We start from the raw sequence: 25,427 nt of genomic DNA on the forward strand, positions 1-25,427 counted from the left end.
TCAATGCAATTGTAATAAAAAATTAGTTTTCACCAAACAAATCACGTGTATATAACTTAGACTGTACTTCTATTAAATCATCATTCATACGATTCGCTAAAATTACATCTGAAATATTTAGAAATTCATTTAAATTATTTTGGACTGAGTAGCTTTCATAATGTTCAACATTCAATGTCGGTTCATACACAACAACCTCAACATTATATTCTTTTAATTCACGCATAATGTCTTGAATGGCAGAATCACGGAAGTTGTCAGAACCTGCTTTCATTGTTAAACGATACACACCCACCACATTAGGGCGTTTTTTCAAAATTTCTTTAACAATAAACTGCTTACGTGTTTGGTTTGAATGAATAATCGCTTGAATTAAATTTTGTGGTACACCTTTATAGTTTGCTAATAGCTGTTTAGTATCTTTTGGTAAACAATATCCACCATAACCAAATGAAGGATTGTTATAATGGTTTCCAATTCGTGGGTCTAAACTCACACCCTGGACAATATCTAAACTGTTTAGATTATTTTTTTCACAGTAAGTATCAAGCTCATTAAAATAAGCCACTCGCATTGCTAAATAAGTATTCGAAAATAACTTTACCGCTTCTGCTTCAGTCGAATCCATGCAACGTGTTGGCGCATTTTTCTCGATTGTTGCATCTAAATAAAGTTGAGCAATCTTTTCACCACGTTCAGATTTTTCACCCACAATAATTCGAGATGGATGCAAATTATCATAAAGTGCCTTTCCTTCACGTAAGAACTCTGGTGCAAATACAATTTGATTGGTTTTAAATTTTTCTTTTAATTGTGCAGTATATCCCACTGGAATTGTGGATTTAATAATAATTGTTGCCGTGCTATTGATCGGTAAAATTTGAGCAATCACACTTTCAATCGATGAGGTATCGAAATAATTCGTTTCAGCATCATAATTGGTTGGCGTAGCAACAATAATGTAATCGGCATCTTTATATGCTTGCTCAGCATTTAAGGTTGCAGTTAAATTCAACTTTTGTTCACTTAACGCTTGTTCAATATAGTCATCTGCTATGGGTGACTTTTTTTGATTAATTAAATCAATACGTGCAGAATTAATATCCAAACTAATGACGTGATGCTGCTTCGCAAAAAGAACAGCATTTGACAATCCTACGTAGCCTGTTCCAACGACTGTTATGTTCATATTTCAATCCACCCAAAAATCTGACATTATTTTTTCAAGCTCAGATCCGAATTCATTAGAACGTCCAGCTCCTGGTGTAAAAGTTAATTCACCAAAATACAATTTTGCACCTACTAAATACCAATCAATTCGTAAATAATTAAAACTCTCACCATCAAAAAATTTCTTGTTTAACTCTATAGCTTCATATAAATGTTGTTTTTCATGCTCTGATAAATTGTGTTTACCTGCACCATGAGACCACACACAATTATCTAATGAATTAAGATAATACCCTCGTGACTCAACTCCAAATCTTCCATCTACAATTTGTAGAACATATTTAAAAGAGCCATCTTTTTGGCGAAAAAAATGAAACTTGTAATCTCTTGGAATCTCGTTGCCTTTTGTTATTTTTTTTTCAACTAGTATGCAAGGTGAAATATCTGAGTAGTGAGCCTCACCACCAAATTTGCTGTAATCAACTAGTAACCATTTTTTCGCTTCCTTAATCGTATTTTTCTTTTCTAAATCACATGGCTCTTCATCAAAAATTTTAATCATACCAGCTGCATGATTCGGTTTTATAACTGTACCTTTCCAAGATTCTAAATTGGATAACTGTTCAGGATTATTACTGCAAAAAATCAAAGGAATTAGGAAATTATCTCCTATTTTTTTTTCTATAAAATTACGAACAAGATATTTATCTGCTAATTGCGTAAATAACGGATTTTTTTCAAAAACTATTCTTTTTGAAACTTTTTCATTAAATGTATCAGGAAATTTCAAATTAGGAAATTTCTTATAAGTCAAATAATATCCAATTCTTACTTTACTACTATTTGGCAATAGATAGTATATTTGCAAGATAATAGATTTAATGATTTTTTTCATACTTTTAATCCTAAGCATTTTAAATGCATTTTCAAAATAATTGATTTTTTAAAGAAATAATTCGCGATTGTTAATGAAATAAATTCAACAATTACAAAACAAATTGAAGCACCAACTACTCCATATTGATTAATCAAAAAATACGAAAGTCCTGAACTAAAAATTGCCATGATGAACATTTTAATTGCTAAATAACGATAAGCATTAAATTTGATCATATAGCGATAGCTAATTGTACCAAGTGCTGATAATGATGTACCAATTACGATATAGGGGAGAAGATTTGCAGATGCTATATATTCAACCCCATATAGCCATGCTACAACCCACTCACCTAACCACAACATACCTAAGAGTGCACAACCTGAAATTACAAGAACAATGATATGTAATTGCTTTAAAATCTTTTGTTGAGCCTCAAATTGCTTTTCTTCATAAATTTTGGAAAAAAAACTTGTAATTAAAGCTAAGTTTACAAAGCCCCAAGCCCCACCTAAAGTTAGTGCCACGTTATAAATAGCTAATTCTGAAAAGGAAACAAACTTCGCCAAAAATATATTTGAAATTTGTGTATAAAACACAATCGATAGCGTTGAAAAAACTAAGCTACTACCCGTCAAAAATAGGTATTTATTATATTTTTTCGTATGTGTAATATAAATTTTCTTGTTTTTCTGATGGTAATAAATTTTTCTTAGTAAATATGGAATCAATGCAATGATAATAATTGGATAGACCATGGTGTAAGGTTCTGCTTCAAAATAAACAAGCAAAAATCTTAAAATTAAAGCTACAGCTAAACCAATGGTGTTTGAAATGGCATTTACATAGGAAATTAACTGACTATTATTATAAGTTGTGTAAAAATCACTCACTATAAAATAGCTTGCTATAAAATTGCCTAATCCAAATATAAAGGTGAGCGGATCTGTATACAGCCATAAATATACCAGAGCGATCGCAGAAACTAACACACACAAAAATTGTCGCATTTTTTGAGTGGATATAGCTAGCTTTAATCCAGATTGAGCATTTTGGCTAAATCTTTTAAATAGAATATTTTGAGCACCAAACCATGCCAAGGTCTGTACAAATAAAAAAATAGAAGTGGTAAAAGCTAATTTACCAAAATTTTCAGGCCCTATATATTTCGCCATCAATGCATTCACAAAAATTAAACCAAAAATGGAAATCACTTTTTCAAGCATCATCCATAAGGAATTAGAAAAAATCTTTTTAGAAAAAACTTGCATTTCAGACTTCTAATCCTATTAATAGCTTAACTCATCTACTTAGATATAATTAGTAAGAGTTCACTTACAGATTTCCACACATTATAGTAAAAACCATCTTTGTTGTCTTTGTTTTTTGACAAAACCCATGTTTTAGTGTTGTTTTTTAACATTATTAATGTACAAATCCATCTACATAAGTTCGTAATATCCTCATAAGTTGAGCTTTATTTTCATCGGTCATGATCTCATTAAATTCATTATAAACATTCGATATTTCACCATGTTTATAAAATTTCTCAAAAGACTTCAAAATCCTCTCATGCTCTGTTTTTTCAACACCATCTTGATCAATCAACAATTCCTCATATAGCTTTTCACCTGGACGCAAACCTGTAAATTGAATCTCAATATCTCCAATTCCATTTTCATCCATAGCGCGGAAACCACTCAAGCGAATCATTTGTCTAGCTAAATCAACAATCTTCACAGATTCGCCCATATCCAATAAAAATACATCTCCACCTGTACCCATCGCACCCGCTTGAATCACCAGCTGTGCAGCCTCTGGAATGGTCATAAAGTAACGCGTTACTTCAGGGTCTGTCACAGTCACAGGCCCACCTTGTGCAATTTGCTTTTTAAACAAAGGCACTACAGACCCCGATGAACCCAGCACATTACCAAAGCGTACAATACTAATTTGCGTTTTTGGATTCGTCGACGCTAGGCCCTGACAATACAATTCTGCCATACGTTTAGACGCCCCCATAACATTGGTTGGACGTACCGCTTTATCGGTTGAAATTAAAACAAAAGTTTCAACATTTTGATTCACCGCTGCATCTACACTACGCTGTGTGCCAATGGACGTATTATAAATACCTTCAAATGGGTTTGCTTCAACAAGTGGTACATGTTTATAAGCTGCGGCATGATAAACTGTTTGCACTTTGTACTCTTGAATAATACGTTCTAATTTTTGCTGATTGGTGACAGAACCTAGCACTGGAATAATTTGTATATCAGAAGCCTGCAATTCACGATCAATTGAATACAAAGCAAATTCAGACATTTCAAACAGCACCAGCAATTTCGGCTGATGCTTCACAATCTGACGACATAACTCAGAGCCGATCGACCCCCCTGCTCCTGTCACCATCACCACTTTATGTTTAATATTTTTTTCTAACAGCTCAGGCTTTGGCGGTACAGGATCACGACCAAGTAAGTCAATAATATCCACTTCGCGAATATCTGAAACTTGGACTTGCCCATCCACCAGTTGCGTTACCCCTGGCAGTTCCATAATTTTGACATCTGCCGAATCAAAAGATTCAATAATCTCTTTTTTCCGTGAACGTCCAACAGAAGGCATCGCAAGTAAGACCTCTTCAATACCAAATTTACCCAACTTGGTTTGCGCTTTTGTCGGTGAGTAAATTTTTAAACCACTTAATGACTGCCCTTGTAAAGAGCGTTTATCATCAATAAAACAAACAGGTAAATAATCATCTGAACGGTTTAGCGCTGCAGCAATTTGCTGACCTGCTAAACCTGCGCCATAAATTGCCACGCGTTTACGGCTTTGTTTTTTGGCAAAGGTTTTGAGGGTTGCATAACGAATGAATGCACGACTCCACCACATGTATGAAAACAGCATAAAGCCATACATCAGTGGAATACTCATTGGAATAAAGGCAACATCTAATTTTTTAATGGTATATAACGCCACAATTTGGATAAATGTGCCAATTGAAATACGTAGTAAATAATCTTCGTTAAATGAACGCACAATCGCGCGGTAAATGCCAAGCAACGCAAAAACGAGTACGCCAAAAATCGCAACGTAAATGTACCAAGCCTCAAGCCCCTGCATCACCGTAACATTTGGACGTGCCAAACGGATGGCATATGCTAACCACATCATGAGTGGAAGCATACACAGATCCATGGTCACCAAAACTACTTGTTTTTGGCGACGCGGTAAAGATGCAATTGATCGAATAAAATCTTTCATTGAGGCTCTGTTAGATCTGCTGAAATAGCACGGCGTGATTATACGCTGTTTTAAGCTTGAATCTTAACAATGGTGCTTTGAATCACATCCACGGTTTTTTGAATGCTTTGCTCAGACAAAGTTGGATGTACTAGGAACATCAAACTGCTTTCACCTAAAGCTTTTGCATTGGCTAAACGCTCAACTGGACGCCACGGTGTATCATCAAAGGCTTTTTCCAAATACACTTCTGAACATGAACCACTCAGGCATGGCACACCTAGCTCATTGATTTCTGCCATGATGCGGTCACGTGACCAGCCTTCTGGCAATGCATCAACATTGACTTGCACATAGCATTTATAAGCGGCATGCACATAGTCAGCCGATGGTTTCGCTACGGTAAAGTAAGGGTTGTTTTCAAATACGCCTTGGATACGCGCCATATTAGTATTACGTTTTGACGTCCATTCAGACATTTGTTTGAGTTGCAGACGACCAATCACGGCTTGCATTTCCATCATGCGCCAGTTGGTACCAAATGAGTCATGCAACCAACGGAAGCCCGGTGGATGTTGCTTGTTATAGACGCTATCAAAGTTTTTACCGTGATCTTTATACGACCACATTGTTTTCCAAAGACCTTCATCATTGGTGGTGACCATCCCGCCTTCACCGCCTGTGGTCATAATCTTGTCTTGGCAGAATGACCACGCCCCAATATGACCAATTGAACCTGCCGATTTACCTTTGTACATCGCGCCATGTGCTTGGGCACAGTCTTCAATTACAAAAATGCCTTTTTCCTCAGCTAATTGCATGATCGGGTCCATATCGCACATCCAACCTGCCAAATGCACACAAATAATGGCTTTAGTATTGGGTGTAATCACTGCTTCAATGGTACGACGTGAAATGTTTTGCGAATCTAGTTCAACATCAGCAAAGATTGGATTAGCACCCGCAGTCACAATCGAACTTGCTGAAGCGAGGAACGTGCGTGAAGTGACAATCACATCATCCCCTGCACCGATGCCGAGGGCTTTTAGGGCTAAATCCAGTGCCACCGTGCCGTTTGCTACGGCAATGGCATGTTTGGTTCCTGCAAACTGTGCAAATTCCTTTTCAAATTCACGGCATTCCTGACCTGTCCAATAATTCACTTTATTGGACAAAAGGACTTTTGACACCGCATCGGCTTCTGCTTGGGTAAAGCTTGGCCAAGGCTCAAATGCACTGTTTAACATGGAATTTTCCTAAAACGTATTACTGTGAAGTCGTGACAATCCGCGCAGGATTACCCACCACTGTTGCGCCCGCAGGGACACTTTTGGTGACCACGGCGCCCATGCCGACAATCGCACCTTTACCAATCACTAAAGGCTGATCGGGGGTGCCCTGCTTAATCATGGCACCTGCGCCGATATAGGCATGGTCATGAATATGAATATTGCCGTTGCATTTTACGCCTGGCGCAAAAGTAACAAAATCCCCAATCATACAATCATGCTCAACATAACTGTATAAATTGGCTTGAAAACACTTACCGATTCTGACATTTGAGCCAATAGTGACAAAGGGACTTAAAGCAGAGCCTTTAGCAAGCTCAATTTGATCCATTAAAACCACATTGTCCGCAGTGATCGACCAAAGCTGAATGCCATCCATCTTTAAACGCTGAGCGATCTTTTCTCGTACATGACTATTGGCAATGGCAATTTGTACGTATTTTTCTGAAACCGTTTCATTTAAAAATGCTTGGTAATTCATGGCACGATGACCATTGACCGAAGCAATGTCTGTTAAAGCATCATCGATAAAGATAATTTCAGACGCATCCCCTTGACGTGCCAATTGCTGACGCGCGACAGGCATCAGGCTACGCCCACAACCTGAAGCTCCATAAATCGCATAGAGTGTTGTCATTATTTTTGTTCCGGTGTGCCGGTAAATTTGGTCGTGGTGGCTTCACCTTCGGCACTGATATCATCCTTGGCAATCACTTTTTTCACGGTTTTTAACATGATTTTAAAATCGAGCCATAAAGACTGATTTTCCACATACCACGTATCGAGTTCAAACTTTTTTTCCCATGAAATGGCATTGCGACCATTCACTTGCGCATGTCCTGTGATGCCCGGACGCACGTTATGACGTTTGGCCTGCTCACGATTATAGAGCGGTAAATATTCCATCAACAGTGGTCGTGGTCCGACAATACTCATATCGCCTTTAATTACATTCCACAGTTCAGGCATTTCATCCAAACTGGTAGCACGGAGCATTTTTCCAAATGGCGTCAGACGCTCACTGTCAGGTAATGGATTGCCCTGCGCATCGAGTGCATCTTTCATAGTGCGGAACTTCACCATTTCAAAAGGCTTGCCATACAGACCCGGACGTAGCTGACGGAATAAAACAGGAGAACCTAAATTCTTTTTCACCTTATAAGCCACCAAAGCATAAACAGGAGACAGCAGCACCAGCGCAGATGATGCGATCACAATATCCAATAAGCGCTTTAACATGGTTCACTCTTAAGATTAGATGAAGATGGGGAAATGGTATCCATTTCTAGCAATGATTATACTCTGTTCGAGACCATCAGATTTGTAAAATATTTCAACCGTCAAAGGGACTCAAGTAATGCCCATTCCAAAAGATCCCGAAAATATAGTCGTTTAGAGATCGGTCCAACGACGATTGACTGCATGACCCGGGTTATTCATGCTGATCACCTTCGCGTAGTTTCCTACCGCAGTTGCATTTTCAGGAATGTCTTTCGTCACAACGCTGCCCGCACCGATAGTGGCATTATTGCCAATTTTTACATGCTCAATAATGCAGACATTTGGCCCAATATAAACATTGTCACCAATTTCTGCTGCTTGACGGCCGCCATTGGCACCAATCGTTGTAAATTGCGATAAATTTACATTATTGCCAAGCACAGTCGTAGGGTTAACAACCAGCGGCCCGCCATGACCAATAAACAAGCCATAGCCAATTTGAGTTGTGGTATGAATATCTATGCCGTACTGCTTTTTTTTATAATAATAAATGGGATAAGCCAACTTTGCCCAAAATGATTTTGCACTGGCCAAACGCAGCCAAAATGAAAAATTAAAACCACGATTGAAAAAATAAGTTTTCAAAAATGATTTAAAACCAAGCTTGCCCGTATAACGGTATAAATCACTTTTTATATATTTTAAAGTCATCTGGATCGCCTCTTAAATTGGGTGAATCGCCTTTAATGGATACCCATTTCAGCCAGCATATGCTTATTCACTTGATGCACATCATATTTATTCAGCGCAATTTCTCGCGAACGCTGTCCCATATACTCAATCAGTTTTGGATCTTCAATAAAGTATTGCATGCATTGCACCAAATCATATACAGACTTCACTCCGACCAAATAACCATTCACACCGTGCGATACCGTTTCACGACAACCTGGTGCATCGGTGGTAATAATCGCCCGCCCCATAGCCATCGCCTCTAATACCGTACGTGGCGTGCCTTCACGGTAGGAGGGCAACACGTAGACCGAGCTTTCCGCAATTGCAGGACGGACATCACTGAGTTTGCCCCAATATTTGAGGCGATCATCGGCAATCCATTCATCGAGTTCGGCTTGAGAAATAGCTGATGGATTATCATCAATCCAACCGACCAAATGAAATTCCGATTCAGGATATTGTGCTTTGATGATGCGCGCCGATTCAGCATATTCGCGCACACCTTTATCACCCAAAAGCCGTGCAATCAGCAAGAAAGATGCTTTGACCTGTCCTTGTGCATTTTTCGGTAAGGGCATCACATCAAAGTCTTGTACATTCACGCCTGAACCATTCACCACCACAGTCGGTTTATTGGCTTCAAGCAAATGCATATCTTGGAATAACTTTAAGTCATCCGGATTTTGGAAAAAGACTTTGTCACTATGTTTTAAGGCTTGGGCATATAAACCATGTACCATTTTTTGGAACAGACTACGCTTGCCAGATCCCACATTTTGAAAGGCATAACCCAAACCGGTAATCAACGCAAAACGATGTGGGACTTTGGCAAGCCATGATGCGAGTGTGCCGTAAATCACCGGTTTAATGGTATAGGACAACACATAATCCGGTTGAATGCGACGAATTTGCTGATACAGATTTTTCAGTAGTTTTAAATCTGCAAGTGGATTGGTGCCAGTACGTTGCATGGGAATTTCATGCAAATGATAGCCAAGTGCTTGCAGTTTTTGCTGTTCTTCAGGAAAGCTTGCAAACTCAGGTGCCATGATATGAATCTCATAGCCTTTGGCAGAAATCGCTTCCAATAATTTGCCACGAAAGTTCAGCACCGACGGCAAAAAACTACTGATCATTAAAAATTTCATGCCTGTTGGCTCCACACCTGCATATATTGACGGCTAACGGTCGCAATACTGAAATTCTGTTCAACACGTTCACGCGTTGCTTGTTTTAAGGCTTGTTTTTCTGCATCTGTTTTTTGTGCATATTTTAAAATTGCATCTGCCAAGGCTTGGGCATTACGTGGCGGAACAATGGTTCCTAAATCCTGCACAATGTATTTGGCATCACCGACATCGGTACTGATACACGGCAAACCCGATGCCATCGCTTCGACCAACACATTCGGGAAACCTTCAGTAATTGAGGTCATCAGGAATGCATCAATCGATTGATAAAAGGCAGGCATATCCGAGATTTGATCTAAGAGATAAACTTTTTGAGCATCTAACTGATACTGCTCAAATAAGGCTTTAACATCTGGATTGTCTAAACTTGCCCCACCACCCGCAATTTTAAAGATGATGTTTTCATCTTTGAGCAAGCCCATAGTTTCAAACAAATACGGATAACCTTTGGCATGTCGATAATTACCAGCAAACCCAATCACCGTTGGCTGATTGAGCTGTAAATTCGGCTGAAATTTATCAAGAAATACGCCATTTGCAATCACATACTGTTGAGCATTTTTAAAACCAAAACCAGTATGTTGCTGTTTCGATGAATGCGCACAGTAAATAATGGCACTTGGCTGTTTCGATAAAATTTGACTTAAACCGAGTGCAATTTTGGTGCTGATCGATTCATCTTTCGGTGATGCAAGCGAGTGATGAATGCCCCACACGACATTCGGTTTGTGGGCTAAACCGATGACACTTAAACTCGTCAACGCATTGGCATGGTACATCCAACATTGCACGGTTTTAGGTTGTAGTTGTTTGAGTAGTCCACGCAGTTTTTTGATGATTCCAAGTGTATTTATGCCATTCCAGCTGAGCGCATAATATGACTGGCAACGATCAAGCGTGCTTTGATACACCTCCGATGTTTTCATCAAAGCAATAATGACATGCTGATAATGATCTTCCGTATATTGAATCAAGCGTGCCAACATCATTTCAGCACCACCCACCCCTGCAAAGTTGGTAATCACATGCACCATTAAAGGTTTACTCATGATGCAGACTCCATCATGTGCATATACTGTTTCAGCACGGTTTGTTTATGGAACTGCTGAATATGCGTGCCAAAATCGGCATCTGAGTAATGTACATAGTCGGCAAAAATCGCCTGATGCATCGCTTGGGTTAAACCTGTTTGATCATTGCATTTAACCAATAAACCAAACTTGGCATGGTCTAAAATTTCCATCGGGCCACTTGGGCAATCGGTACTGACCACTTTCACTTTGGATGCTAAGGCTTGAATCAGTACACCTGGCAAACCTTCCCAATTCGAACTGAGTACAAACAGTGAGGCATATTTAAAATAGGCATAAGGATTGGCATCAAAACCGGGTAAATCGACCGCATCTTTTAAACCCAATTCATTCACCAAGGCTTCAAACTCGGTACGTAATTCACCCTCGCCTAAAATAATCAAACGTGTATCTACATACTGATCATGTAAGGCTTTAAATGAACGAATCAAAAAGCCAAAGTTCTTGGCCTCAGTTAAACGACCAACCGCCAAAATGACCTTGTTGGTCTCATTGAAAAATTTGTGCGAGACTGGGGCGTTGAGTTTTTCAAAATAGGCATCATCGAGTACAGGATTATAAATAGTGCTCAGATTATTCTGTTTATAACTGTAATATTCTCGAAAATCCGTTTCGACGCCTTTAGACACACATACCACTTGCTGTGCCATCGGGTACGTCCAATTCACCAAAGTTTTTAGCACAAACTTGGCAATCCCCTGCAACTTCATATTTTTAGACGGCGTAGACACTTCACGGAAGATCAAACGTGTTTTGACGCCTGCTAACTTTTTGGCAATGCCTGCCACAATATTGGTATGGGTTTGCGTTGCCACTAAGCAGTCATATTGCTCAGCTTTCATTTTTTTTTTCAAGGGCGTAATGCTATTCATCACCCGACCGCAATTAAAATTGACCAATTCAATTTTTGAACTCACTTCGGGTAACAGCTTGGCTTTTTCACCATTTAGGTCACATACACCCAAATGAATCTTAAGTCCTTGTTCGGCCAAACTATTCGCTAGTTGAATGACTGTACGTTCTGCACCACCACCGCCCAAGCTTGGCAAAAAGAACATGACTTTATTCAACATAATCAGACCTAAATAACATGAAATGGGAACGTATTAATCTGAGAGTTTTGAGGCTTGAATCACCATGGCACGTTCAACGCGTGCGCGGTAATCAATAATGCCAACGAGTTCACTGTCACTCGCGCAAGTGCTTTGAATTTTGGCTTGATAATCAGCAAAGCTCGACACTACTTTAGCCGGCACACCAATCGCCACAGAATGATCTGGAATATCTTTGGTCACCACCGAACCTGCACCAATCACCACATTGGAACCAATACTCACGCCCGGCATAATAATACTATTTACGCCAATAAAGACATGTGAACCAACCTGAATCGGTGCAAAGTGTTGATAACGTTTGCCTTTATCATCTTTGACCAAACAAGTACTACCATCATGGGTAATAAACTTCACGCCTGATGTGACCGTGACATGATCACCAATCGAGACTAAAAACGGTTCTGAGCCCCAATTTTTAATATAAATTCGACAGTTTTCACCGACTTTGACCCCCTTTTTACGTGCATATGCCACACTGCCTTTGGCCATAAAATAAACCAAATCAAACAGCTGTCGAAAAGCAGAAACAATAAATGCCATATACATGACCTATGTCAGGTTCTAAAAAGGAGGAAAAATCGCTGAATATTTTACGCTGAAAATGCGCTTGAAGATATTCGGACCAAAGTCAGTATGATGACCTGATTTATAGATTTTTGATTTTCTTGACGGGACTACCGACATACACACCCGCATCATCCAGTGGTTTAGACACTAAACTACACGCGCCAATCACGCTGTTGCTTGGAATGGTGACACCATCTAAAACCGTCACGCGTGCACCGAGCCAAATATTTTCACCGAGGCTGACACCGAGTTTGGTAATCGCATCTTTAACCAAAAGATCAGGCTCACCGAACTTATGATTACTGGCAATCATAATACTTTGCGTGCCAATCCGAGTGTTATCGCCAATCGTGACACCGCCACAGCCATTAATATAGGACTTGGAATTAATGCTAACATCTTTGCCAATCACCACCTTGCCACCGAAGCATTTGATATAGCAATTTTCACCAATAAAACTGTTGTCAGCAATCTCAAGCACTGCACCTTTTTCAACGATTAGGCTGGCATGATCGCCAATATAAACATTGTTGCCGATCTTGACTTGGCCATTAATCTCTAGGGTACACGCTTTGCCGAAGTAACGAAATTTTGTGCCAAATGCCATGTTGTACATCACTTTACGGCACTGTGAAGCAAACCAATTCATGTATTTTAAGGTTTTAAAAAACATCACTTTTTGCTACTCCACACAGAGAATAAAATGGCAAAGTTATAAAAAATCAGGGCAACCGGCACGGCAAGCAGCATATAGATTTTATTCTCAAATAAAACATACAGCCCTGCAAATAATGCGAACTTAATGATCAGTTCCACGATTTGCAGTTTAAATAGTACTTGGCTGTTGCGCTTGGCAATTAAAAAAGCCGAGCTCGGTGGATTACAGAAAATCGCCCAATAACCCAAAGCTAAAATTTGGAAATAGCTTGAAATACCGACCCATTCACTGCCAAAAATCCATAAATACAGCGATTCAGGCAGAATAAAGAAAACGGCAAATAAAGGCAGTGAAACCAGACTGAGTAGTAAACTCGCCTTTAAAGCACTTTGATTGGAATCCGTGGTTTTAAATTTGCGAATAAAGAACTGACGCAAGGTTTGCGAAATCAGATTGATCGGCACACGTAAAGTTCGCTCCACAATGGCATAGAAGCCCATCGCCTGCACACCGACAAAATGCGAGACCACATAATAAGGCAAGTTATGCGAAAAGCTGTTCAGCAAGGCATGTGGCGTATTGGAATAAATAAAATCCTGATAGTGCTTAAATGCCTGCCAACTGACCTGATAAAGCTGATTTTTTACAATATAAATCAATATAAACAGCAGCATCAGCAGCGAACTGGCACTGTAACTGTTGACCAGGCTGATGCTCATCAACAAGGGCAAACCCAGCTGTACCAGCACCACAATCAGGCTACGCAAAATATTCAGTCCGGCACAGAAATATTCTGCATGCGCGGCAAATTTATAATTATAGATAGTTTGAATCAGGGTATTGGCCAACACACCGCTACAAATGGCAACCACCACAGCCGCATTAAAAATAAAACTTAAGATGATGGCACTGACCGCCACAATACCTGTGGAGAACATCATTCCTTCAAAGATCAGGCTTTTTTTGTCCTGCTCTTCCGCGACCAATAAGGCTTGATCGAGACGCAAATTGGCAATGGTCGATAAAACGCTGACCACAGCCAAGGCAATACCATATTCACCAAAATCCTGCACCGAATAAAGGCGCGTTAAAAAAGGAAGTGCGATAAATGTGATTATCGCACCTACTAATAAACTCGACGTGATTAAGCCAATCGACTGATATTTGGCAAAAATACGTGCAATCATGTCAGATTTTTAACGTACCAGCGCATGACCAGCTGAATACCGGCATTAATTCGAAACTCAGGTGCATAACCCAGGGCTTTCTCAATTTTGGCAATGCTGGCTTGGGAGTGACGTACATCTCCGGCACGGAAGTCACGGTACACCGCATCTTTCGTATAGTTCACGCCATTTTCAACCAGTGCAGCCTGAATCGCACGATACAAATCATTCAAGGTGGTACGGTCACCGACTGCGACGTTATAGACCTGATTTTTTGCGGCATCATCGGCTGTGGTCGCTGCCAGAATGTTGGCTTGCACCGTGTTATCGATAAAGCAGAAATCACGGCTGGTTTCGCCATCACCATTAATGAATACATCGTCACCGGCAATCATGGCTGCGGTCCATTTCGGAATCACCGCCGCATAGGCTCCGTTCGGATCCTGACGCTGGCCAAAGACATTAAAGTAGCGCAAACCAACCGCTTTAAAGCCATAAGTTTTAGCAAAAACATCGGCATAGAGCTCATTGACATATTTGGTCACGGCATAAGGCGACAAAGGCTTGCCAATGTTTTCTTCCACTTTCGGCAATGCTGGATGGTCACCATAGGTTGAGCTGCTGGCTGCATAGGTAAAGCTGGAGACTTTGGCATCACGCGCCGCAGTCAGCATGTTCAGGAAACCGCTGATATTGGTGGCATTGGTAGTGATCGGGTCAGCAATCGAACGTGGTACTGAGCCTAGAGCTGCTTCATGCAAGACATAATCCACACCGGCACAGGCTTTTTGGCAATCTTCCAGATTGCGGATATCGCCTTCATAAAAGGTGAATTTCGCCCATTGCGCCGCACTGACCAATGACTGCACTTCATCTAAGTTATGTTGATGACCGGTAGCGAAGTTATCCAGACCAACAACCGTTTGATCGAGTTTCAACAGTGTTTCTAACAGATTGGAGCCAATAAAACCGGCAACCCCCGTCACTAGCCAGATTTTAGGGCTTTGCTTTAATTGCTCGCATACTGTCTGATATTGGCTCATCTTTATAATATCCTTATCAATTATAAACGAAGATCAGATTCAGACTGTGCAAGTACATATTTCAAATCATATAAAACATATTCTGCTTTGCCCAAGGCACGAATTTTCTCTACGCCCATCTCTTTAAACTGATGATGTGCCACCGCCAAAATGATGGCGTCATAGCTGTGGTCTGTTAATGTCGAAACAGGCTGAATCCCATATTCATGCTCGGCTTCGGCACAATCTACCCATGGGTCATAAACATCCACATTCACGTGATATTCTTTCAGTTCATTGACGATATCAATAATGCGGGTGTTACGGATATCGGGACAGTTTTCCTTAAAACTTAAGCCTAAAATCAGCACCTTGGCATCTTCCACCTGAATGCGTTTTTTCAGCATGCCTTTCACCAGCTGAGTCACCACATAGGCGCCCATACCATCATTCAGACGGCGGCCAGCCAAAATAATTTCAGGGTGATAACCAATCGCTTGCGCTTTATGGGTGAGATAGTACGGATCCACCCCGATACAGTGCCCGCCAACCAGACCCGGACGGAACGGCAGGAAATTCCATTTCGTACCTGCAGCCTCAAGCACCGCTTCGGTATCAATCCCCAGTTTATTGAAGATCAAGGCCAGCTCATTAATCAGCGCAATATTGACATCTCGCTGGGTATTTTCAATCACCTTTGCCGCTTCAGCAACTTTAATGCTGGTGGCTTTATGGGTGCCGGCTTCAATAATCAGGTTATAGACCTGATCAACAAAATCAGCGACTTCAGGCGTAGAACCTGAAGTGATTTTGAGAATATTGGTCACGCGGTGCAATTTGTCACCCGGATTAATGCGCTCTGGACTATAACCGGCAAAGAAATCCTGGTTGAATTTCAAGCCTGAAACTTTTTCCAGTTCAGGAATGCAGACTTCTTCTGTGGCTCCCGGATAAACCGTTGACTCATAAACAACAATGTCGCCGTCTTTTAGCACTTTACCAATACTCTGCGAGGCTTTGACCAATGGTGTCAGGTCCGGCTGCTTATATTCATCAATCGGGGTTGGTACCGTCACAATAAAGAAATTGCAGTCTTTTAAATCTTCTAAATTTGCAGTATAGGTTAAATGAGTAGATTGTTTTAATTCTTCAGGCGAGACCTCTAAGGTATGGTCTTGACCGCTCTTTAATTCTTGTATACGTTTTTGCTGAATATCAAAACCCACAACAGGCAGCTTCTTGCCAAATTCAACCGCTAAGGGTAAACCGACATAGCCTAAACCAATAATGGCAATTTTTAGGTCTGAGAGCTGTAGCATTTGAGCGCCTTTTAATTTATATCTGTATTTTATGAAGAATGAATCTTTCGGCAGCGATTCTAGCAGAAAATCATGAAATTTCTATTGTGATTTGTGCTCAAATTACTTAAGAGGAGCAACAGTGTATAGTTTTTTGCGAATATTCAACTTTTTAAATTTAGAGTAAATTCACAATTTGCGATTTTTATCACTTTTCGCAAAGAATTTGACAGAATCTGCAAAATGATTACAAATTGCTATGTACCTATTTTACAAGTTCGGTAAAATGACTGCAATTTATTTAAAAGATTTTAAAAAATTAATAATGGAATCTCGCGTGCGACACTTTCAACTGGCTGTTTTATTGGCATGTGGCATTGCCGCCACTGGCTGTGCTGTGACCTCTGGCTTACAAACCTATGACATACCAAATGAAGGGGTCTATACCACCGACTTGGGCACAGCGGTCAATGTGATTAAACTCACCCAAGACTCAATGCTTGCGGTGCAGCCTGCAGTTCACAATATTCAACAAGACTATGCGCATTTATTTCATACACCACAGCGTCAATACACCTTAAGTTCAGGTGATATTCTCTCTATTTATTTATGGGCATATCCTGAAATTACACCACCAACCAATACCATTAGTAGTGAAAAAGCGGTCGAGTCCAATGGTTATCAAATTGACTCACAGGGTTATATTCAGTTTCCGATTATCGGGCGTTATAAAGCTGCAGGTAAATCTTTAGCGCAAGTGAATCGTGAGTTGCGCGGTCAATTGGCACGTTATTTAAAAACCCCAGACGTGATTGTACGAGTCTTGTCTTACCAAGGGCAGCGATACTCTGTACAAGGCAATGTCATGAAAGGTGGGCAGTTCTATTTAAATGATCAACCTGTCAGTGTCTATACCGCACTGGGTATGGCAGGCGGGGTTAATGCCCAACAAGGTGACAATGCTTCTATGACTTTAGTGCGTCAGGGGCGTAGCTATCAACTCAATACCGTAGAGCTGGAAAAAGCAGGCTTGTCACTGCACAACTTACTCATCCAGCCAAATGACACCTTGTATGTCAACAACCGTGAAAACCAAAAAATTTATGTCATGGGTGAATCGGGTAAAAATCAATCGCTCCCTATGCGTGATCAAGGCATGAGCTTAAGCGACGTATTGGGTGAAAGCCTGGGCTTAAACCCACTGTCTGCCAGCCGCAGTAAAATTTATGTGGTCCGCAGTCAACCTAATGCAGCACATACCGAAGTCTATCACATGGATTTAACCAGCATTGCCGATTTTGGCCTGGCCAATCAGTTTAAAATGCGCAGCAATGATATTGTCTATGTCGATGCTTCAGGCCTGGCCCGCTGGCAACGTGTGGTTAACCAAATTATTCCATTCTCAAATGCTTTATATAACCTAGATCGTTTGGGGAACTAATGAAAATTAATCACATTTTAGTGGTGTGTATTGGCAATATTTGCCGTAGCCCCATGGCAGAATACTTTTTAAAACAGCAATATCCACACTTACAGATTGAATCTGCAGGTATTTCAGGCTTAGTGGGTCATGCAGCCGATGACAAAGCCAGTTTATGTATGCAACGTCACGGCATCGACATGAGTCCACACGTAGCAAAAAAACTTAATGCAGAGCTGATTAAAAAAGCCGATTTAATTTTAGTCATGAGCCAAAATCAACAAAAGCATGTGGAACAAACCTGGCCCTTTGCCAAAGGCAAAACCTTTAGATTGGGGCACTGGCAAAGTAAAAATGTGGCCGACCCCTATCAGCACGATCAGGCCGTATTTGATGAAACCTGTGCGTTAATTCAAGCCTGCATTGCCGACTGGAAAAAATATATCTAGTTTCTTGATACTCTAGCTTTTTTAAAATTCTACTTTTTTGATATTTAAACTATGAGCCAAACCGCCAACACCGAAGACACCATTGATTTAAAGGAATTATTTTTTTCCTTAATCGCACAATGGAAAATGATTACACTTTGCGTTCTACTCAGTATTGTCTGCGCTTTACTGTATTTAAGAACCACACCAGACACCTATGCAGTAGATGCTTTGGTACAGGTCGAAGACAGCAAAGGGGCCTCTGCAGCGTTATTGGGTGATCTGTCCAATATGATTGATCAGAAATCACCTGCACAAGCTGAAATTGAAATTTTAAAATCACGTTTGGTGTTGGGCAGCGTGATTGATCATCTGAATTTAAATATTCGCGTTTCGGGTACAGAAGACAGTTTCTGGAATCGTTTAATTGCCAAGCATGAATATGACAGTGAATATTCATCTCAGTCAGTGCTATTTAAAGACAATCAAAAAAGTTTTGATATCCGCCAGTTCGATATCCCACAATACTTTCAAGATAAAAACTTAATTTTAAAATTTGCACAAGGCAAATACAGCCTGACCGATGAAGAAACCGAACAAGTCGTGTTTTCTGCACCTTTAAACCAAGTCAGTCAATTACAGTCTGAATTTGGGCTGTGGAAAGTCGCTATTTTTAGTCAAGACAGCTTTGATAACACTTATAATATTGAAAAACAAAGCTTACCTGCTGCCATGAAAAGCTTAACCGATGACTATTCTGTAGCAGAAAGAGGTAAGTTAACGGGCGTGTTGGGGCTGAATTACCAAGGGCAAGACAAACAACACATTACCCAAGTACTAAATGCCATTTTAGCGGCGTATAGCCAACAAAATATTGAGCGTCGTTCTGCAGAAACGGCACAGACCTTAAAGTTTTTGGAAGACCAACTCCCAGAACTGAAACAACAATTAGATGTGGCAGAACGTGAATTTAACCGTTTCCGCCAACAGTTTAATACAGTCGATGTGACCAAAGAATCTGAGTTGTACTTAACTCAAAGTATTACTTTGGAAACTCAAAAAGCGCAGTTAGAGCAACAAGTGGCTGAAGCTGCGGCCAAGTACACCAACGAACACCCTGTTATGCAGCAAATGAATGCGCAATTGGGGGCAATTAACAAACGAATTGCAGAGTTAGACGGCACACTCAAACGCTTGCCAGAATTACAACGCCAATATTTACAACTGTTCCGTGAAGTAGAAGTCAAACAACAGCTGTATACAGGCTTGCTCAACTCTTACCAACAACTGCGGATTGCTAAAGCAGGTGAAATTGGTAATGTGCGTATTGTCGATACTGCGGTAGAGCCAATTGAGCCAATTAAACCAAAGAAATTACTAATTCTAATTTTGTCAGTTTTCTTAGGTGGTTTTCTGGGCACATTATTGGCCTTACTGCGTAATATGTTGCGCTCAGGTATTAAAGACTCGAATCAAATTGAAAATGAACTGGATTTACCTGTTTATGCCACTGTGCCACGTTCACCTGTGCAAGAAAGCCGTATTAAAATTCTGAAAAAGAAAAAGAATATTCCTATTCTTGCAGTTAAAAACAGTGATGATATTGCCATTGAAAGCCTGCGCAGCATGCGTACTGCTATTCACTTTGCTTTAAGCAGTGCCAAAAACAATATCATTATGATTTCTGGCCCTGCACCAGAGTTGGGTAAATCATTTATTTCAACTAACCTAGCTACTATTTTGGCACAAAGTGATAAGCGCGTATTATTGATTGATGCCGATTTACGTCGTGGTTATATGCACAAATACTTTAATTACGACCCTAAGCCTGGCTTAACCGAATACCTGAATGGTCAACAAGAGTTAGGCAGTGTTGTGCGCAATACTGAAGTTGAAAATTTAAGCTTCATCAGCCGTGGTAAAAGTCCTGCCAATCCGTCAGAGTTGTTAAGCACGCAAAAATTTGCAGACATGCTCACGCACTTGTCGAGTCAGTTTGACCATATTCTGATTGATACCCCGCCAGTTCTTGCGGTCACCGATGGGATTATTATTTCACAATATGCGGGTGTGAATTTGGTGGTGGCACGTTATGCCAAGACTCAAATGAAAGAGCTTGAACTGACTGTCAACCGCTTTGAACAAGCTGGCGTGAAAGTCAACGGCTTTATTTTGAATGATATTCAACGTGAAGCGGGTGGCTATGGTTATGGTTATAACTATGCTTATGCCTATAAAGCCAATAAGGATGATGATTAATTCGAAGTGATCGGTGGGCTAAAATCAGCCCGTCGTCCCGATATTCCCCAGCCTTTGCAAAGGTGAGTTATATGCTCGTGCTAGCCTCCCCCTTTAAAAAAGGTGAGCTATATATAGCAAAAGCCACCAACGTTAAAATCCCTCCTAACCTCCCTTTCTTACGCAAGAGTTTAAAGCTGTGCTTAAACTCTTGCTCAGGGAGGAACTCCATTACAAAGTTCCACTTGTGCTTCTCCCCCTTTGAAAAAGGTGAGCTATATGCTCGTGCTAGCTTCCCCCTTTGAAAAAGGGGGATGGAGGGGGATTAAAAAAATCTAAAAAGATGAGCTATGTATGTCACAAGAAAGCTAATTAAAAATAAACCACTTTTAAAAACAAAGAATAAAAAACCATGCAACCCTATAACAAAAATTTAAAATATAACGCACGACAGTTAAGAAACAATATGACTGAAGCAGAACAAAAACTCTGGTTACGACTGCGTCAAAAACAAATCTTGGGCTTACAGTTTTATCGGCAAAAGCCTATTCTGAATTTTATTGTAGATTTTTACTGTCCTGCGGCAAGTTTAATTATTGAATGCGATGGCAGCCAACATTTGAACGAAAAAGGCTTAAAGTATGATTTATTACGTGATCAGGCTTTAACACAGTTAAATCTAACGGTATTAAGATTTAACAATTTACAAATTTTGCATGAACTCGATGCAGTCATCCAAATCATTGAAAATGTTATTTTAAGTCAACACGCTGATAATCCCTCCTAGCCTCCCTTTAAAAAGGGAGGAACATTCATTACAAAGCCCTTACTTGTGCTAGCCTCCACCGTTTACAGAAGAATTTTCTGTTGAAATTTACAACAATACTCAACAATTCACATTGCAAAAATCCACTCAAAAACCTATCTTGGTTACAGTTTATAAACGCTGAGAATGTATAAGAATGTTTGCACCCAAAGCGCTGCTGGTGACACTGGCATTAAGCTCATCCTTAACCTTTGCCCAAGGCATTGTCTTAAATGACCAAAACTTACGTACCGATTTAAACTGGCTAAATCAGCAAGGCGTCATTCAAATTAGTACGTCAACTTGGCCTATGAGTGGTGATGAAATTCAACGTGCACTTTCTCAAGCCAAAGTCAGCAACAACAATCAACAGAAAGTCATCGATGCAGTGGTGGCACATTTAAATGCCAATAACCAACTGCTCAAAGCCTCGTTTTTTGCAGAAACAGATCAAAAAAATATTCCATAAGCCTTTGGCGACCAACAAAAGGCGCAATATCAAGCAGGTTTGGAACTCAATGCAGGCAATCAATACTGGGATGCTAAAATTCGGGTCAATGCAGAAAAAGACCCCCAAATTGATAACGATCAAGATGTCAATGTTGAAGGTTCCTATATTGCAACCAAGCTTTGGAATCAATGGCTCATTGCTGGGCAAATCCCAACCTACTGGGGGCCTGGGCATGACGGTAGTTTAATTCGTGGCGATGCTAGCCGCCCAGTTTACGGCGTAACTATGCAACGAGCTGAACAACAAGCTTTCAGCAACAAATAGTTGTCATGGATTGGCCCATGGCAATATCAGGCCTTTGCAGGTCAGTTGCATGATTATGATGCTGTACCCGATGCCAAATTGATTGGTTTACGTGTCACTGCACAACCGCTGCCTTATTTGGAATTGGGTGCTTCACGTGCCTTTCAATGGGGGGGTGAAGATCGTCCAGAAAGTTTTGACTCATTCTGGGATGCGGTGATTGGTAAAGATAATGTGTATGGAGATACTCCTAACCCATCTAACCAAGTGGCAGGCTTTGATGCACGCTTAAACCTACAGCCATTGCTACAAATGCCAATGGGTGTTTATGCACAATATGCTGGTGAAGATGAAGCAGGCGGCTTACCTTCAAAAAAAATGTATTTGGCTGGGGTAGATTATTCATCAAGCTATCAGAATATGCCGTTCCAACTCTATACCGAATGGGCTGACACCCGTACCAACGGTAAAGCACAAGGTATCACTTATAATCACAGTACCTATACCGATGGTTTCTATCAACATGGCTATCCTTTAGCGCATGCTATTGGCGGTGATGGACAAATGATTTCAGTCGGTGGTGATATTCGTTTTGATCGTATCAACCGCGTGAATGCACGTATGTTGTTTGCCAAATTTGATCAGGCGGCTAATCGACCAGTGAGAGGCGAAACCAATAAAGCTTTCCCAGAAAAAGATCAGTTAAAAGCTTTGGATTTGACTTGGACACACTATTTACGTCCAGATATTCCACTTAAACTGAATGGCTGGATTAGCGATTCAGATGCCCATGGCAATGATGGTGGTGCATCGATTGGCATTGAATTTTCTTTAGAAAAAGGGCTGTTTTCTTATTAAGTCTACCCGCTAGACCGAAATACTTCGTGGATGAAATCGACACCGATTTCATCCATTTTTCTAAGATTAAAAATTCAGCGCAACTCAATTATTTAACGCAAAATTTCAGGCAATGCCTTATAACTACCACTTTTGCTTAATTCAATTTTCATTTTTTGCAACATTTGATACGGTTGCTGCTGCACAAACATATTCACAAAACTTAAAGGAATCGAGCCTTCAGGGTTGGCATAGCCATAGGTACTGACTTTGACTTTGTGATTACCCAGTTTCTGAAAGGTCCAGTCGCCTTCGTAATCCTGAATACGCACATAATCTGGGTTCAAGGGATAGCCCCCCTCAATGGCTTTATTTTGAATACTAACCATACCTTGTGCATCTTTACTCATTTTGCCTTTGACCACTAAATCACGATCTTTTAGCGGAAAAGGAAAATCCAACACCATATACAGCAAGAACTCACCTTTTTGGTCATCTCGTGATAAGACTTTGACACTGCCCACATAAGGCACCCATTTCACGGCATGATCGACATCTAAAATTAAGGCAGCAGCTTTTTCTAAAGGTACATTGAAGGTGGTTTCGGCCTTATACAAAAACACAGGGCTAGACTGCTGTTGGAAGGTCCAGACTTTAATATTGTTTTTATGTATGCTCAGTTTGGCATGTTCAATATTTTGTGCAGAGGCCGCACAAATACAGGTGCTTAACCCAAGCATCAGCAGCGATTTTTTCATTTTATTTTGCATCTTATTTTAGTTTTAGATCGGGTCTGATGCGTCATCATCCATGACATCAGACCCTAGTTTTAGCGGTAGATTGAAAATTGTTCAAGTAGTTTTTATCTATTTCGGATTCCTGCGCAGTTTTTAAACCTGAATATCGTTAAATCCAAGAACATCTTTCATATCGTATTTACGCGCTTCGCGTCCCACCACCCACGCTGCAGCACGCACGGCACCTGCAGCAAAGTTCATGCGGTTGGTGGCTTTGTGGGTAATTTCCACACGCTCGCCATCGGCAATAAACATCGCAGTATGTTCACCCACAATGTCGCCACCACGAATGGTCTGGAAACCTATACTTTTACGCTCACGTGGCCCTGTGTGTCCTTCGCGGCAGTAAACAGCGTCTTGTTTTAAATCACGACCTAAGGTTGCTGCAATGGCCTCGCCCATCATCAATGCCGTGCCTGATGGTGCATCGACTTTATGACGATGATGCGCTTCAATCACTTCAATATCTACACTATCACCAAAGACTTTGGCTGCCAATTCCAGCAGTTTAATAGATACGTTTACCCCAACTGAATAGTTGGCGGCATACACCACTGGGGTCTGTTGAGCCGATTCTTCTAAGAGTGCTTTTTGTTCATCATTCATGCCTGTGGTGCCAATCACAATCGCCACGCCTGCTTCACGACAAAGTTTTAAGTGCTGTGCTGTGGCGGCGGGTGCGGTAAAGTCGATTACGACATCACAGTCAGCTAATACTTGTTCTAGGCTGCCCACGACTTTCACACCGAGTGTACCTACACCTGCCAACTCTCCTGCATCTGCACCCAATAAACTGCTTTCTGGACGCTCTACTGCGGCAGCCAATTGGTAGCCTGCTTCTTGAACAGCTTGAATTAAGATGCGTCCCATGCGGCCGCCTGCGCCTAATACACCAATGCGTGGAGTTGCTGACATAGCATATTCCTAAAATAGATTCTAAATTGTGCTTACTATATCAAAACTCGCTGCCTAGACTAAGTTTGTCTGCCAAGTTTCTGGGTTTATTTTTATCGGAAAGCAACTGTGACTGGGCTGCTGATGATCGCTTTAAATATCTCAGGCAAACTTTTATCAAAGCGATGCTAAAAATTTATCTGAAAATGCTCATTTTTTATTTTTATTTCACAAATTTGCAAACTTGTATGCGCAGACTAGCCTGCACGAATGATAACAACTGCAAAAATTAAAGGGGATTTACATGCATTCGAAGAACATGGTATTGGCATTATTGTTGGGCATGAGCACAGCATCTGTATTTGCAGAGCCTGCACTTCAAGAAGGGGATACGCTAGAAAGCCTGTCCAAAGTCCGTATTAGCGTGACACTACAAGAACCGCTTGCTGTTGAAGTTGATACACCTGAACTTGAAGAAACAGCAGCAGAACATGGGGTTGTTGCAAGCGCACAACCACAAACTATCGTTGAAACAGCAACCACTGAAATGGTGGATGTTTTAGAGATTGATGTACCTGAAGTCGAATAAGAGTACAGCAGATACAA

23 protein-coding genes and 1 pseudogene are annotated in these 25,427 nt (G+C 40.7%); 6 read left to right on the top strand and 18 right to left on the bottom strand.

Annotated features, from left to right (window positions below):
* Positions 1 to 22 precede the first annotated feature (22 nt).
* The 16 genes from FTT74_RS07985 to tviB form a co-directional block, all read right to left on the bottom strand.
* Positions 23 to 1,189: a nucleotide sugar dehydrogenase gene (locus tag FTT74_RS07985; protein WP_179988855.1), complete on the bottom strand. Its 1,167-nt coding sequence runs from the start codon at positions 1,187 to 1,189 to the stop codon at positions 23 to 25.
* Positions 1,190 to 1,192: 3 nt separating this feature from the next.
* Positions 1,193 to 2,065 (bottom strand): ATP-grasp fold amidoligase family protein, encoded by an 873-nt coding sequence (locus FTT74_RS07990; RefSeq protein ID WP_179988856.1) that lies wholly within the window; start codon positions 2,063 to 2,065, stop codon positions 1,193 to 1,195.
* Positions 2,062 to 3,318: an oligosaccharide flippase family protein gene (locus FTT74_RS07995; RefSeq protein ID WP_179988857.1), complete on the bottom strand. Its 1,257-nt coding sequence runs from the start codon at positions 3,316 to 3,318 to the stop codon at positions 2,062 to 2,064. Before FTT74_RS07995 ends, FTT74_RS07990 begins: the two co-directional genes overlap by 4 nt.
* Positions 3,319 to 3,472: 154 nt before the next feature.
* Entirely contained in the window at positions 3,473 to 5,317 is a 1,845-nt protein-coding gene (locus FTT74_RS08000; protein WP_179988858.1) for a nucleoside-diphosphate sugar epimerase/dehydratase, read from the bottom strand.
* A 50-nt stretch (positions 5,318 to 5,367) separates the two neighbouring features.
* On the bottom strand, positions 5,368 to 6,543 hold the full coding sequence (locus FTT74_RS08005; RefSeq protein ID WP_179988859.1) for a DegT/DnrJ/EryC1/StrS aminotransferase family protein: 1,176 nt from the start codon (positions 6,541 to 6,543) through the stop codon (positions 5,368 to 5,370).
* A 19-nt stretch (positions 6,544 to 6,562) separates the two neighbouring features.
* Positions 6,563 to 7,222 carry a NeuD/PglB/VioB family sugar acetyltransferase gene (locus FTT74_RS08010; RefSeq protein WP_179988860.1) on the bottom strand — a complete coding sequence of 220 codons (660 nt, stop codon included), beginning with the start codon at positions 7,220 to 7,222 and terminating at the stop codon, positions 6,563 to 6,565.
* Positions 7,222 to 7,824, bottom strand: coding sequence for a sugar transferase (locus FTT74_RS08015; RefSeq protein ID WP_179988861.1), 603 nt, complete (start codon positions 7,822 to 7,824; stop codon positions 7,222 to 7,224). Before FTT74_RS08015 ends, FTT74_RS08010 begins: the two co-directional genes overlap by 1 nt.
* Before the next feature lie 153 nt (positions 7,825 to 7,977).
* On the bottom strand, positions 7,978 to 8,517 hold the full coding sequence (locus FTT74_RS08020) for a serine O-acetyltransferase (RefSeq protein ID WP_179988862.1): 540 nt from the start codon (positions 8,515 to 8,517) through the stop codon (positions 7,978 to 7,980).
* Between the two features lie 32 nt (positions 8,518 to 8,549).
* A complete protein-coding gene (locus FTT74_RS08025; RefSeq protein ID WP_179988863.1) occupies positions 8,550 to 9,689 on the bottom strand; it encodes a glycosyltransferase family 4 protein in 1,140 nt (379 codons plus the stop codon).
* Complete coding sequence (locus FTT74_RS08030) at positions 9,686 to 10,780, bottom strand: glycosyltransferase (protein ID WP_179988864.1); 1,095 nt, start codon at positions 10,778 to 10,780, stop codon at positions 9,686 to 9,688. The genes FTT74_RS08025 and FTT74_RS08030 overlap by 4 nt, the downstream gene beginning before the upstream one ends.
* On the bottom strand, positions 10,777 to 11,895 hold the full coding sequence (locus FTT74_RS08035) for a glycosyltransferase (RefSeq protein ID WP_179988865.1): 1,119 nt from the start codon (positions 11,893 to 11,895) through the stop codon (positions 10,777 to 10,779). Before FTT74_RS08035 ends, FTT74_RS08030 begins: the two co-directional genes overlap by 4 nt.
* 33 nt (positions 11,896 to 11,928) lie before the next feature.
* Positions 11,929 to 12,477: a DapH/DapD/GlmU-related protein gene (locus tag FTT74_RS08040; RefSeq protein ID WP_179988866.1), complete on the bottom strand. Its 549-nt coding sequence runs from the start codon at positions 12,475 to 12,477 to the stop codon at positions 11,929 to 11,931.
* Between the two features lie 106 nt (positions 12,478 to 12,583).
* Positions 12,584 to 13,177, bottom strand: coding sequence for a DapH/DapD/GlmU-related protein (locus FTT74_RS08045; RefSeq protein WP_179988887.1), 594 nt, complete (start codon positions 13,175 to 13,177; stop codon positions 12,584 to 12,586).
* Positions 13,177 to 14,349 (bottom strand): lipopolysaccharide biosynthesis protein, encoded by a 1,173-nt coding sequence (locus FTT74_RS08050; protein ID WP_179988867.1) that lies wholly within the window; start codon positions 14,347 to 14,349, stop codon positions 13,177 to 13,179. Before FTT74_RS08050 ends, FTT74_RS08045 begins: the two co-directional genes overlap by 1 nt.
* Positions 14,346 to 15,371, bottom strand: a complete 1,026-nt coding sequence (locus FTT74_RS08055; RefSeq protein ID WP_179988868.1) for an NAD-dependent epimerase/dehydratase family protein — start codon at positions 15,369 to 15,371, stop codon at positions 14,346 to 14,348. Before FTT74_RS08055 ends, FTT74_RS08050 begins: the two co-directional genes overlap by 4 nt.
* A gap of 20 nt (positions 15,372 to 15,391) precedes the next feature.
* Positions 15,392 to 16,669 (bottom strand): Vi polysaccharide biosynthesis UDP-N-acetylglucosamine C-6 dehydrogenase TviB, encoded by a 1,278-nt coding sequence (gene tviB, locus FTT74_RS08060; protein WP_179988869.1) that lies wholly within the window; start codon positions 16,667 to 16,669, stop codon positions 15,392 to 15,394.
* Positions 16,670 to 16,985: 316 nt separating this feature from the next.
* On the opposite strand from tviB, the gene FTT74_RS08065 reads away from it, so the two are divergent.
* The 5 genes and pseudogenes from FTT74_RS08065 to FTT74_RS08085 all read left to right on the top strand — a co-directional run bounded on the left by FTT74_RS08065 (position 16,986) and on the right by FTT74_RS08085 (position 23,151).
* On the top strand, positions 16,986 to 18,089 hold the full coding sequence (locus tag FTT74_RS08065) for a polysaccharide biosynthesis/export family protein (RefSeq protein ID WP_179988870.1): 1,104 nt from the start codon (positions 16,986 to 16,988) through the stop codon (positions 18,087 to 18,089).
* On the top strand, positions 18,089 to 18,517 hold the full coding sequence (locus FTT74_RS08070; protein WP_179988871.1) for a low molecular weight protein-tyrosine-phosphatase: 429 nt from the start codon (positions 18,089 to 18,091) through the stop codon (positions 18,515 to 18,517). The genes FTT74_RS08065 and FTT74_RS08070 overlap by 1 nt, the downstream gene beginning before the upstream one ends.
* 51 nt (positions 18,518 to 18,568) lie before the next feature.
* Entirely contained in the window at positions 18,569 to 20,755 is a 2,187-nt protein-coding gene (locus FTT74_RS08075) for a polysaccharide biosynthesis tyrosine autokinase (RefSeq protein WP_179988872.1), read from the top strand.
* 391 nt (positions 20,756 to 21,146) lie between these two features.
* On the top strand, positions 21,147 to 21,521 hold the full coding sequence (locus tag FTT74_RS08080; protein WP_179988873.1) for an endonuclease domain-containing protein: 375 nt from the start codon (positions 21,147 to 21,149) through the stop codon (positions 21,519 to 21,521).
* A 175-nt stretch (positions 21,522 to 21,696) separates the two neighbouring features.
* Positions 21,697 to 23,151: pseudogene (locus FTT74_RS08085) on the top strand (capsule assembly Wzi family protein).
* Between the two features lie 92 nt (positions 23,152 to 23,243).
* On the opposite strand, the gene FTT74_RS08090 reads toward FTT74_RS08085, so the two are convergent.
* Entirely contained in the window at positions 23,244 to 23,888 is a 645-nt protein-coding gene (locus FTT74_RS08090; protein ID WP_179988874.1) for an START domain-containing protein, read from the bottom strand.
* A 132-nt stretch (positions 23,889 to 24,020) separates the two neighbouring features.
* Entirely contained in the window at positions 24,021 to 24,842 is an 822-nt protein-coding gene (dapB, locus tag FTT74_RS08095) for a 4-hydroxy-tetrahydrodipicolinate reductase (RefSeq protein ID WP_004970334.1), read from the bottom strand.
* Positions 24,843 to 25,125: 283 nt separating this feature from the next.
* Between dapB and FTT74_RS08100 the strand changes: the two genes are divergently transcribed.
* The gene (locus FTT74_RS08100; protein ID WP_167845638.1) at positions 25,126 to 25,410 is read left to right on the top strand and encodes a hypothetical protein; all 285 of its coding nucleotides are present in this window, start codon (positions 25,126 to 25,128) and stop codon (positions 25,408 to 25,410) included.
* Positions 25,411 to 25,427 lie beyond the last annotated feature (17 nt).

The sequence above is a fragment of the Acinetobacter sp. YH01007 genome, from assembly GCF_013420425.1.
Lineage (GTDB): Bacteria > Pseudomonadota > Gammaproteobacteria > Pseudomonadales > Moraxellaceae > Acinetobacter > Acinetobacter towneri.